Consider the following 12,417-nt stretch of genomic DNA (forward strand, 5'->3'; position numbering starts at 1 on the left):
CTCCCTTTTTGGCGATAATTAGTGTAAGAAACCGATCGCGGTTTTCTTTATTTACGGCCAAGGAACATGAATTCCCGGCCGCACAAAAAGCTCTTAGCCCTTTTATCTTAGCATTTTTATTCTAATTTTTCAAAAATATGAGCAAATGTTTAGTTACCGGCGGCGCCGGTTTTATCGGCTCCAATCTGGTCGACCAGCTGGTCAAGCTCGGCCATGAGGTCGTGATAATCGACGACTTGAAAGCAGGTAAACGGGAATATATCAACCCGGCAGCCGCCTTTCATCAGCTTGACATCCGCGACCTTGAAGCCATCAAGCCGGTTTTTGCCGGTATCGATTACGTCTTTCACTTGGCGGCTTGGCCAAGGGTCCAGCCTTCGATCCAGGATCCGGTGACCACCCATGAGGTCAATCTGACCGGCACCCTCAATGTTTTGGTGGCCGCCCGCGATGCGCAAGTCAAGAAGGTGGTCTATAGCTCTTCATCTTCCGTTTACGGCAACCAGGAGCAGATGCCTTTGACCGAAAGTATGCCGACCAACCCATTGTCTCCCTATGCTTTGCAGAAGCTTTGCGGGGAATTCTATTGCCGCCTGTTCAGCGAAGTCTATGGTTTGCCTACCGTTTGCTTGCGCTATTTCAATGTTTACGGCTATCGCCAGCCGCTGGAGGGTGCCTACACACTGGTCATTGGCATCTTCATCCGCCAGAAGCTGGCCGGCGAACCCTTGACCATAGTCGGTAATGGCGAACAGAAGCGCGATTACACTTCAGTCATCGATATTGTCCGCGCTAATATCATGGCCGCCGAGAGCGGCGTTAGCAAGGGCGAGTCCATCAACATCGGCCGCGGCCGTAATTTCAGTGTCAATGAGGTTGCGGCTATAATCGGCGGCCCGACCGCACCATTGCCAGAGCGGCTGGAGCCCAAGGTCACGTTGGCTGATAATGGCCTGGCCAAAGAGCTTCTGGGCTGGGAGCCGACGGTCAATCTGCCGGAATGGCTGGAGGAGCACAAGAAGGAAATCGGCCTGGCATAAGATGCGAATTAAATCATTCTCATAAAAACCTGATCAGAAATAGGAGGTTTTTTTATTTGCCATATGGGGAAAACAAGTATCGGATTCATCGGCCAAGGCTGGATCGGCCGCAATTATGCCAATGACTTTGAAAAAAGGGGGTATGACGTCGTCCGCTATTCATTAGAGCAGGAATTTTCGGGCAACGGAGAAAAAATCGCCGCTTGCGACATTGTTTTCATTGCCGTGCCGACCCCGACTACGCCCGACGGATTCGATGACAGTTATGTCAGCGATGCGCTGAAGAATGTCGGTGCCGGCAGCACGGCTGTCATCAAATCGACAATCTTACCCGGAACGACCGAGGCGTTGCAACAGCGTTATCCAAACGTATTCGTTATGCATTCGCCGGAGTTCTTGGTTGAAAAGACTGCCGCCTATGACGCGGCCAATCCGACCAGAAACATTATCGGCATACCGATTGAAAATCAGGAATATCGGACACGGGCCGAAAGAGTGCTTAGCGTCTTGCCGAAAGCGCCTTTCGAACTGATTTGTTCATCCAAGGAGGCTGAACTGATAAAGTATGGCGCTAATGTATTTTTGTATATCAAGGTCATATATGCGAATTTGCTTTATGATCTGGCCGATAAGTCTGGCTGCGACTGGGAAAAGGTTAGGGACATGGTCTCGGCTGATCCGAGAATCGGCAAGAGCCACATGAACCCTGTTGACGACAGCGGCCGCGGTGCCGGCGGGCATTGCTTCATCAAGGATTTCGAGGCCTTCGCACGATTATATCAATCAGTTGTCGGTGATGTGCCGGGAATGGAGGTCCTAGGGAGCATTAGGGATAAGAATATTGACTTATTGCTGAAAAGCCAGAAAAACTTGGAGTTGTTGAAGGAGGTGTATGGTGAGAAAATAAGAGAAAGTTATTAATAATTTTTTTACCTAACATTAAATAAATTTGTGTTAATTTTCAAAGCCGGCAAGACGGCCAGTTCTTATTGACACCCAGTGACACCTAAAATATAATATAAGAATGACTCAAGAAATCTTGCCAAACGCCGTATATACTACTGAGGAAGCAGAAAAATTGCTTAAGATCAGTAATAGCACCATGAAACGGATGCTGAAAAACGGGCTAATCAAGGCCAATAAGGTCGGCAAACAATACCGTATCTTGGGGCTGGAGCTCTTGCGATTAGTGTCTCCCAAAGTTGAGAAGAAAGCTATTGAAAAATATTTGAATCTGAAGAAGAAAGTCATCGAAAAGACCAGCAGCTGGTAAGTATTCGGCGGCTTTTTTATTTTGATAGCAGGGATTTTAAAATTAATATTCACAACAAAAAATGGAACGCATCTTGAACTTCGTAAAGACGAATTACCGGCAGTTCGGCAAGTATTTCATTGTCGGCTCTTCGGGGCTGGTCATTGACATGAGCACGTTGATCTATCTCAAGGAGATTTGGGGCTTTGAACCTCTGACTGCAGTCGTCGTCAATCAGATTTTTTTGCTGATCTATATCTTTACCCTGAATAAGTATTGGTCGTTCAAGGAGAAATCCCTGCCGCATAAGCAGATTGTCAGGTTCGCAATCTTGGCCGGATTCAACTACACCTTCGCTGTCGCTTCCATGTATCTCTTCAACCACAAGCTGGGGTTCGACTACCGTCTAGTCCGCATGGGCAGCATCGCCATGATGGTGACGTGGAACTTTTTCCTTTATAAACACTGGGTCTACAAAGAATAATATGCCTAAAAAAGACGTAAAAGAGTATTTCGACAAAATCGCGGATAAGCGCGACAAGTGGCGGGCCAGAAGCAGCTATTATCATGACGACATCAAATCATTGATGCGTTTCATTGTGCCGGCAGAGGCTTCGGTCTTGGAAATCGGCACGGCGACCGGCGACGTTTTAGCGCACCTCAAGCCCACCAGGGGGCTGGGAGTCGATATCAGCGAGGGCATGATCGGTATCGCACGCAAGAAATATCCGGATTTGCGCTTCGAGGTCGCCGACGCGGAAAATATTAAAATAGATGAGAAATTTGATTATATCCTGCTGTCCGACATGATCAGCTTTTTTGATGACATCCAGGGTGTTTTTAAGGAACTTCACAAAGTATCTGATCATGGGTCGAGAATCGTGATTACCTATTACAATTATCTTTGGGAGCCGGTCATGGCCTTGGCCGAGAAGATTGGCCTCAAGATGCCTCAGCCGGTGCAGAATTGGATCACCAAGCACGACGTGGAAAATTTGCTGTACCTCTCCGGTTTCGAAATCGTTAAGACCGGCCAGCGCCTGCTGATTCCTAAATATATACCAGTGCTGTCGTGGCTGTTCAACAAGTATCTGGCCAAGATGCCGCTAATCAAGCGTCTGTGCTTGGTCAATTATTGCGTCGCCCGCCAGCGGGCGGAAAAATACAGTTCCACGATCGCGCCCGAATCGGTTTCGGTTGTCATACCAGCACGCAATGAGAAGGGAAATATCGAGGATGCGGTCAAGCGTGTGCCTAATATGGGTTCACACACTGAGATTATCTTCGTCGAGGGCAACTCGACAGATGATACGCTGGAAGAGATGAAGCGGGTCCAGGCGGCTTACCCGGATAAAGACATCAAAGTCTTCGTCCAAGAAGGCAAGGGCAAGGGTGATGCCGTGCGTAAGGGTTTTAAGAACGCGACTGGCGACATCTTGATGATCCTCGACGCCGACCTGACCGTGCGTCCGGAGGAACTGCCTAAGTTCTATGAAGCGCTCAATCAGTCGGCCGGAGAATTTATCAACGGCTCGCGCCTGGTCTACCAGCTTGAGGATGACTCGATGCGCTTCCTGAACATCTTGGGCAACAAGTTCTTCAGCTCGATGTTCAGCTGGCTATTGGATCAGGAGATCAAGGACACCCTCTGCGGCACCAAGGTCCTGCGCCGGACAGAGTACGAGAAGATCATCAAGGGCCGGAGCTTCTTCGGCGACTTCGATCCTTTCGGCGACTTCGACCTGCTTTTCGGCGCCGCCAAGCTCAATCTCAAGATCGTCGATTTGCCTATCAGATATCAGGCCCGCGTCTACGGCGAGACCAACATCTCGCGCTTCCGCCACGGCTGGATCCTTTTGAAGATGTGTTTCTTTGCCATGAAAAAGATTAAATTCATCTGATGCTCAAGGATTTCCTGGACAAAAGGATTAGGCGCAAGACCAATTCAGGCTTCTTCATGCCGGAAATCGACGGCTTGAGATTCCTAGCGATCCTGATGGTCGTCTGCATCCACGTCTACGGCTTCGTCCTGGTCAAATATCCATATCCGGGCGAGCTCGGTTATCCGATTTTCAGAGGATTCTTTGAAAACGGCTTCAAAGGGGTGGAATTATTCTTCGTAATCAGCGGCTTCATCCTGGCTCTGCCGTTCGCCAAGCACCTGCTCAAGGGCGGCGCCAAGGTCGATATCAGAAAGTTCTATCTGCGGCGGCTGACCAGGCTCGAGCCGCCTTACATGATCGCGCTGTTCGCGACCTTCTTCCTGCTGATTATCAAGCATAAGTACGATTTCGCCGGGCTGTTTCCCGGATTGCTCGCCTCGGTCTTTTATCTGCATAATTTCTTTGATACCTTGCCTTGGGTCAACGGGGTGACCTGGTCGCTGGAGATAGAGATGCAATTCTATCTCTTGGCCCCTTTTATCGCAGCAGTCTTCGGCTTATCGCCCAAAAGGAGAAGGGCGCTGCTAGCCGGCCTGATTTTCTTATTGCCGGCAATCCAGGCCTTTTTCCCGACCGACCACCGCTCGTTATATAATTTTCTGCAATATTTCCTGGTCGGCTATCTTTTGGTCGATTTTTATCTGAGCGGGCTAACCAAGACTTGGTCCAAGAGCTTGAACGGTCTCGCCGGCGTTTGCTTACTGATTTTGATAATCTATCTACCGATTTCGGATAAGTTCATCGGGGTTAGGGCTGGGGAGCCGCTGTACTATCAGTTCATTTATTTGGCCGCGATTTTCCTGTTTTATCTCCTGGTTTTGTCCGAAGGGCTTTGGAAAAAGATATTCAGCAACAGCCTCGTGGCCGCGATAGGCGGCATGTGCTACACCATATATCTGTGGCACGAGTTGGTGATTTCGGCAGTCGGCAATAAGAGCATCCATATTTTCACCGGAGGGGGGGGCGCTTTGCCGGTGGTGGTCATGGTTCAGCTTTTAATCATCCTGCCGGCAACGGTGTTAGTGAGTTTATTTTTCTATGTTACAATAGAAAGACCCTGCATGGATCAGATGTGGGTTAAGAATTTGATTATGTTTTTATTCAAACTAGCCAATCGGCTCTTCAGTATCCAGTGGCTCTACAAGCCGCTTTATTTCATGTACAAGCGTTTTTCCGACCGTGACAAGATCGCTTTTCTGCGCGACAAGATCAATCCAGGCATGACCGTCGTGGACATTGGAGCCAACATCGGCTTTTACACCATTCTGCTTTCGAAGCTGGTCGGCAAGACCGGAAAGGTCTACGCTTTCGAGCCGGAAAAAAGGAATTTCGACCTGCTCAAGAAATACGCCGCCGGATTAGATAATGTCGTACTGATCGACAAGGCTGTTGGCGAGAAGACCGGCAAGATTAAGCTGTACAAATCGAAGGATCTGAATGTCGATCATCAGACATATGATATCGGAGAGGGAAGGACTATCGAAGAGATCGATTGCGTCGCCATCGATGATTTCTTAGCCGATCAGCCGAAAGTCGATTTCATCAAGATCGATATCCAGGGCTATGACTTCTTCGCTATCAAGGGGATGGCCAAAATTTTGGCAGGAAACAGCCTGTCGATCATCGGCGAGTTCTGGCCTTATGGCCTAGAGAAGGCCGGTGTGGCCCCAGAGGAATATCTGGATTTCTTGAAGAGCCTCGGCTACAGGCTTACGGAATTCGGCAGCGACAAGGATTTTACATATGAGATCAAGGGCGACCCCAAGCTTTATTATCTTGATTATCTGGCGATCAAATGAGTAAGCTGACCAGCCATCTTGAGGAGTGCTTCAAGGCAAACCGGCCGTTGGCCGGTTTGTTGGCGGTTTATTTTGCGGTCGCCGCCTATCATTTTTTCAGACAAGGGCTGGTCCATTTTGACGAGGCGCTTTTCGTCGTAGTCGTTAACACTTATTCCAGCATTATCCACGAAGCTCTGACCAATTGGCGCGGGCTGTTCGGCTCAGGCTTTCTGGGGCAGCTCATGGCCGACTACGGCAACATCTACACCTCGGCCAGGCCATCCTACATCTTGCCGGCCGTGCTGGCTGACGCGTTCGTCCCGGCACAATTCGTGACCAGGCTTTTGAATCTCCTAGCGGGTGCTGGCACGGTAATCTATTTCTATCGCATCCAGGATTTTTTCAGTATCGATAAGACCCTGAAGTTCTTTTCAACCCTGCTGTTGATTATTTCGCCTCTCTTCCTGATGTACGGCCGCATCGGGCTGTCGCAGTATTTATCAGCTTTCCTTTTACTGGCGACAGTCTTCCATCTTCTGCGCTTCGTTGACAAAGGCGAGCGCCGGGAGTTGAAAATAGCATCGGTCTTCCTCTCACTCTTGCTCATGAGCCACTACAATATCCTACCCGTTGTTTTCCTTATCTGCGTGTTCGTCTTGTTTCATCTTTTTAAAACCAAAAAACCAGTCAGCGATTATCTGACTTTCGCCAGCAATTTCCTTTTTCTGCCCTTGGTCTGGGAGGCGATTACCCGATTGGGCGTATTCCTGGCTAGCTACAAGAATCTGGTCGCCCTGGGCGGCGATCAGCGCCTTTATTCGTATTTCCAGGAGGTGATCAATCAGCTTAGCGGCGTGAGCAGCACCAAGGGATTCGCCCTGGACCAGCCGCTGTACTATTTCAAACTATTGTTCCAGACCGAAGGTTTAGTTTTTTCTATCCTGCTCGCTGCCGCCCTGTTCTGGATACTCCTTAATATCAGAAAGATAAGATATGGCTACATCTTCGTTTTGGCCTATTTTTTCATTGTCTTCTTTTCCTTGTCATATCTTAAATTCCCTCGCAATTTCGTAACCATCCTGCCATTGGTTTATCTCTCCATCCCTGTAGCTTTGCAGCATTTCCTGACCACTCGCCGTAACAGCGCAAAAAGAATCGCGCCAGCAATCCTGATTCTGGTCCTGGTTATCGGAGCAGGGATCAATTATCGCAACTATCGGGCGATATACGGACTAAAGACGAATTTCCAGGAGATTGCCCGGTGGATCACGAAAAAATACGACAAGGATTCGACGCTGGTACTGACCTCGATTCCGCCGGTCTATCGCGTTTATCTGCCTGGTTATCGCGTAGAGGGCGTGTATGAGCCGTCATCTTGGCAGGAGCAGGCCAAAGGCAAAAAGAATATCATCTACGTCAGGGATTACACCACAACCATGAACGCATATGATTTAGACGTGTCCGGATATCGTTTCAAAACCGTTCAAGAGTTTGAAGATAACGTGCACGACCTGCCGCCTTTGATCTTGGAATATTATTACCGCAGCGCTGCTGACAGCCAGAAGATGATCGACGGCACGCGCGGCGGCCGCGACAAGATCATTGAGCTGTCACTTTAAGAATCGAATTAATAAGAATAAACAATATGGATTTGGAAAAAATCGTCCCCGAGTATCATTCGAATAACTTTCTCGTGACCTGGCTGTTCCACAAGCGCTTGGCGACTTCAATCTCGTTGTCGGAGACGGTTTTAAAGATGGATGGCGCCAAGATTCTCGACGTCGGCTGCGGCGAAGGTTTGCTGATGAAGATGATTGAAGGGAAATATGCTGGCGTGCAAACCTTCGGCATGGATAACGACAAGGATGTGCTCGCTTTGAAAGGCAAGGTCAAAGGCGAGGTGTCAGTCGGTGACATCAACCGGCTTGAGTACGCTGACAACACGTTCGATGCGGCTTATTGCCTCGATGTTCTGGAGCATATCGAAGACTTGTCCAAGCCAGGTTCGGAGTTGGCAAGAGTCCTGAAGCCCGGCGGCCTCTTGATTATCAGCGGTCCGACCGAGAGTCCGATCTACAAACTTCTCCGATGGGTTATCAAAGGTACCTTCTCCAGCATCGAGGGGCCAGCAGCCAGTCCGCACCTGCTGAATATCTATCAGATAGAGAAATTTTTCAAAGGCGCGAAGTTCGCGTTGGTATCTAAAAAAAGCCTTCCGCTTATTCGTCCGCTCAATCTGTTCAACTTATTAGCCTTCAAGAATGAAAAATAAGCTTCTGCTAACGATTATTGCCTTGGCCTTCATCATCCGCTTGGTGCCGATGTTCTTTTTGAGCTATCCGGTGGAAAATGATGCACCGCAATACCGCGACCTCGGCATCAGTTTGGCCGAGCATCTGCAGTATTCCAGGGATGGCATCAACCCATCCATCGAACGCCCACCGGGCTATCCGGTATTCCTGGCGGTCTTATATAAGTTTTTCGGACAAGGCAAACAGATGGTGATTTTTTTCCAGGTGCTCTTAAGCACGCTGACAGTGTGGCTGACTTTCTGGCTCTCACGCCTTTTGACCGGTAAAGACAAGACCGCTCTTTGGGCAGCTGCCCTCGTGGCCCTCTATCCGCTATTCATCTATTATAATCTGTTTCTTTATTCGGAAACTTATGCCGTGGTCCTGTTTCTTTTGTCTCTGATATTCCTATTGAAAGGTGCCAAATCTAATGATCGTCGGATGTTCTTCTGGAGCGGCTTGGCTTTCGTATTTTTCTTTTTGACCAAACCGATTTTCGCGCCAGCTGGAGCATTATACGTTGCCTTCGTTTGGCTGGCGTTACCCAGAGGGGCGGCACTGAAGAGTTTGGCATTATTCATGCTGCCGATAGTTTTGGTTTGGGGGGCGTGGATCGGGCGCAACTACAAGGCCTTCGGCACGCCGCTGCCTTTCGGCGTCGGACTCGGTCCGGTGCTGTTCGGCGGCAATTATCCCGAATTCAAAGCCGTCTGGCCGGGGTACGATGTCGTTACCAAGATCGCTCCGCCTGGAAACATGAGCCAGATCGAGTATGACGCATATCTCAAAAGCCTGGCCTTCAAATCGATCAAGGAAAATCCCGGCACGACCGCCAAGCTGTTCGCGTATAAGGCAGGCAAATTCCTTTCCACTGTCAGAGACTTCAAGGAGATGGTGATGTTTCGCGGAGGCAGCAAGAATGCCTTTTTGCTCGATGTCGTTTTTCCGATATTATTCCAAGCGTATAAGTATAGCAAGATAATCCTGTCCCTCCTGTTCCTGGCCGGTTCCGCTCTGGTTTTGCGGCGCTTCAAGGACAAGGAAAGCCACCCGATGATTCTGGTGGCCACGGTTTCAGCTTTCAGCTTATTGGCCCATTCCATGCTTTATGTCGACGAGCGCTACCATTTGACAACCTTCCCATTACATGTGATTTTAGCTATATATGCCTTTGAATTAATCAGGAATAAATACAAGAATGAAACTATCAATACTGATCCCAGCGTTTAACGAAAAAACGACCATATTGGAGCTTTTGGCCAAGGTGGAAGCCGTTGACTTGTCATCGCTTGGCGTCGAGAAGGAAATCGTGATTATCGACGATTTTTCGACAGACGGTACCAGGGAAATGATCAAGGACTACCCCGGCGAAGCGGTAAAGATATTCCATGACAAGAATTACGGCAAAGGCCATGCTATCAGGAGCGGCATCGCGCAGATGACGGGCGACATCGCCATAATCCAGGATGCCGACCTGGAATACGACCCGAACGATTACTACAAGCTGGTCAAGCCGATAATAGATGGCGAAGCCGCCGTGGTCTATGGCTCAAGGTACCTGAACAAGAATCAGAAGGGCGGCGCTTTTTATTACTTCGGCGGCCGTATGCTGAGCGTGATGGCTAATCTCCTGTATGGACTGAAAATTACGGACGAGCCGACGTGCTACAAAGTTTTCAAGGCCGACCTTTTGAAGAGTATTGATCTGAAGTGCGAGAAGTTCGAATTCTGCCCTGAGGTAACTGCCAAAGTCGCACGCCAGGGTCACAAGATACTTGAGGTGCCTATTAATTATTATCCCAGGTCCGTTGATGAAGGCAAGAAGATCAAGCTGCATGACGGCCTTGAGGCGATCTGGGTCTTGATAAAATATCGATTCATTAAGTAGCGAACATCAATAATATGAAGCCGAGTGAAAGAGAAGACAATTTATATTCATCAGGTAAGACGACCCAGGTCGAGCGAGAGGAGCGGTTGATGCTGGATATGTTGGGCAAGGGCAATGGGCGGCTGCTCGACATCGGCTGCGGTGAAGGCAGCATATCCATGAAGTTGAAAGAAATGGGATACGCGGTCGTCGGAATAGATTTTTCCCAGGTCGGTGTCGATTTGGCCAGGCAGAAGGGAATCGATGCCCGACAGGTCGATGTCGATGGCGGATTGCCGTTCAGCGATGCCGAGTATGATGCAGTGTGGATGGGGGATATCCTGGAGCACGTTTTCGACCCGATCCAACTGCTGGCCGAATCCCGAAGGGTGATTAATGATGGCGGCAGCGTCTATCTGACCACGCCTAACGACATGTGGATTCTGACCAGGATCAAGGCGCTGTTCGGCTACTCTCCGCAATCCAGTATTTATAGGGCCTGCAGGCAATGCAAGCATCACTCGGTGATGAGTTTGGAGCTGCTTGATTATTTCATCGCCGAGGCCGGACTGAAGCTCGGTGATTTCCATGCCGACTGCCAGATCCCGAAGACCGGCATCAGATTTTATACCAAAAGCAGATTCGTCGCCTCGCTATTCGGACGCGTTTTCGTAGTGAGGTTATCAAAATAAACAAATGGGCGTCGACAACCTGAAAAGCAAATTATTCCTCGGCTCAGCCTATCAGTACTCCGCAATAATTGTCGGTGCTTTTTTCGGCTTTTTAACAATAGCTTTGCTCGTCAGGAAGCTGTCTTTGGAAGATTTCGGTTTTTACAATTTCGTCGGCAGCTTCATCCTTTTTGTCGACATCGCCACCTCATTCGGCCTGGTTTCGGTCGTTCAGCGGTACTTGCCTGAATATCGTGCCAAAAAGGATGCCGGATTCCAGAAAAAGATCATCACTTCGGCCCTAGCCAGCCGTCTTGTCGCGATAATCGTTTTCGGTGCGGCATTTTTCTTCCTTAGAGATTATGTGATTGATTTTTTCAAGTTGCCGGAATACTTCAACGGCCTGCTGCCGCTGATACTTTTGCTGATTCTATTCAAGCTGCAATCGCAGATCGTGGGCGATGCGGCCTTGGTATCGATATTCGAGAATAAGTTTTTCGGCCTGGTCAAGAATTTTTATAACGTTTTCAAGTTCGCGCTTTTCTATCTGTCGTTGAGATCAGGTTACGGCATAACCGGAGTCCTGTATGTTTGGTGTTTCATGGAGTTAGCCGCGCTGTTGCTCTACTCTTACAAGATTAGGACAAGCGTTTACTCTTTACCCGAGAATGGCAGCACCGAAGCCTTGCCGTATCGCCGGTTCTTCAATTTCGGCGTGCAGTTGTGGATCCATAATATCTTGTACCTCTTCCGCGACCGGGTTGCTGATGTCTTTATCATCTCATACTTCTGGGGACAGGCGGAGGTGGGGCTTTATTCTTTGGCCTTCGGAATTCCGCTGACTGTTTTCGCCTTTTCTCCTGGCAACGTGCTGCGTTCGATCTCTATCAGTTTCCTGACGCACAAGTATTCCTTGGACCATGACAAGTCGACCGTAAATCATTTTTTCCAGATAATAAACAAGGTGACGTTCTTCACCATCTGGCCGGTTCTGGTAATCTTCGCAGTCTTGGCAGAGGAGATAATGACGATCGTTTTCAGATCGGGCCACCCCGGGATAGTCGGCTGGTTCGCGGTTTCCGCTGGCTTCGCTTTCATTGCCCAATTCTTGTCAGCCTTTTCAGTCGTGCTTTATACTATCGAGGAGTCGAAAATCGCTTTGCGGGCCTCGACCTTTTATCTTTATAACCTCCTGATGGACCTGCTGCTCGTGCCTCGCTTCGGTTATGGTGGCGCCATCTTGGCGACCGGGACTACCAGTATCCTGCTGATACCTTATTATCTCCTCACCTTCAAGCGCTTCGGTTTGGAGCTGCGCTATCCTTGGAAAGCATTTCTGGTCATGGTCCTGAACTCTGTGCCGATGATTCTCGTCTTGTACCTCGCCAGCAGCCATGTCAAAAGCATTGCGCAGTTAGGATTGATTTCACTCGTTTCATTTTCGGTCTATTTGTTCGCATCATATTGTAACAAAGCTTTTGATGAGAGCGATAGGAATTTTATCAACGAGGCTATGGGCAGGAAAGTTTGGAATTTCTAAAATAACCACATGACAAGAAGCGAACTCAAAAA

12 protein-coding genes are annotated in these 12,417 nt (G+C 49.0%); all 12 read left to right on the forward strand.

Annotation, left to right across the window (positions count from 1 at the left end):
• Positions 1 to 137: 137 nt before the first annotated feature.
• The 12 genes from HGA34_00215 to HGA34_00270 all read left to right on the forward strand — a co-directional run bounded on the left by HGA34_00215 (position 138) and on the right by HGA34_00270 (position 12,385).
• On the forward strand, positions 138 to 1,040 hold the full coding sequence (locus HGA34_00215; GenBank protein NTW21953.1) for an NAD-dependent epimerase/dehydratase family protein: 903 nt from the start codon (positions 138 to 140) through the stop codon (positions 1,038 to 1,040).
• Positions 1,041 to 1,103: 63 nt separating this feature from the next.
• On the forward strand, positions 1,104 to 1,961 hold the full coding sequence (locus HGA34_00220) for a hypothetical protein (protein NTW21954.1): 858 nt from the start codon (positions 1,104 to 1,106) through the stop codon (positions 1,959 to 1,961).
• 103 nt (positions 1,962 to 2,064) lie between these two features.
• Positions 2,065 to 2,313, forward strand: a complete 249-nt coding sequence (locus HGA34_00225) for a helix-turn-helix domain-containing protein (GenBank protein ID NTW21955.1) — start codon at positions 2,065 to 2,067, stop codon at positions 2,311 to 2,313.
• 61 nt (positions 2,314 to 2,374) lie between these two features.
• A complete protein-coding gene (locus tag HGA34_00230) occupies positions 2,375 to 2,776 on the forward strand; it encodes a GtrA family protein (GenBank protein NTW21956.1) in 402 nt (133 codons plus the stop codon).
• A gap of 1 nt (position 2,777) precedes the next feature.
• Positions 2,778 to 4,193 carry a glycosyltransferase gene (locus HGA34_00235; GenBank protein ID NTW21957.1) on the forward strand — a complete coding sequence of 472 codons (1,416 nt, stop codon included), beginning with the start codon at positions 2,778 to 2,780 and terminating at the stop codon, positions 4,191 to 4,193.
• Complete coding sequence (locus HGA34_00240) at positions 4,193 to 6,034, forward strand: FkbM family methyltransferase (protein NTW21958.1); 1,842 nt, start codon at positions 4,193 to 4,195, stop codon at positions 6,032 to 6,034. Before HGA34_00235 ends, HGA34_00240 begins: the two co-directional genes overlap by 1 nt.
• The gene (locus tag HGA34_00245) at positions 6,031 to 7,635 is read left to right on the forward strand and encodes a hypothetical protein (protein ID NTW21959.1); all 1,605 of its coding nucleotides are present in this window, start codon (positions 6,031 to 6,033) and stop codon (positions 7,633 to 7,635) included. Before HGA34_00240 ends, HGA34_00245 begins: the two co-directional genes overlap by 4 nt.
• A gap of 26 nt (positions 7,636 to 7,661) precedes the next feature.
• On the forward strand, positions 7,662 to 8,288 hold the full coding sequence (locus HGA34_00250; GenBank protein NTW21960.1) for a class I SAM-dependent methyltransferase: 627 nt from the start codon (positions 7,662 to 7,664) through the stop codon (positions 8,286 to 8,288).
• Complete coding sequence (locus tag HGA34_00255; GenBank protein ID NTW21961.1) at positions 8,278 to 9,537, forward strand: glycosyltransferase family 39 protein; 1,260 nt, start codon at positions 8,278 to 8,280, stop codon at positions 9,535 to 9,537. The genes HGA34_00250 and HGA34_00255 overlap by 11 nt, the downstream gene beginning before the upstream one ends.
• Entirely contained in the window at positions 9,506 to 10,195 is a 690-nt protein-coding gene (locus tag HGA34_00260; GenBank protein NTW21962.1) for a glycosyltransferase family 2 protein, read from the forward strand. The genes HGA34_00255 and HGA34_00260 overlap by 32 nt, the downstream gene beginning before the upstream one ends.
• A gap of 14 nt (positions 10,196 to 10,209) precedes the next feature.
• Positions 10,210 to 10,866, forward strand: coding sequence for a class I SAM-dependent methyltransferase (locus tag HGA34_00265; protein NTW21963.1), 657 nt, complete (start codon positions 10,210 to 10,212; stop codon positions 10,864 to 10,866).
• A 4-nt stretch (positions 10,867 to 10,870) separates the two neighbouring features.
• A complete protein-coding gene (locus tag HGA34_00270) occupies positions 10,871 to 12,385 on the forward strand; it encodes an oligosaccharide flippase family protein (protein ID NTW21964.1) in 1,515 nt (504 codons plus the stop codon).
• Positions 12,386 to 12,417: the final 32 nt, after the last annotated feature.

This window comes from Candidatus Falkowbacteria bacterium (assembly GCA_013336275.1).
Taxonomy (GTDB): domain Bacteria; phylum Patescibacteriota; class Patescibacteriia; order Patescibacteriales; family GWE2-39-37; genus JAAXUA01.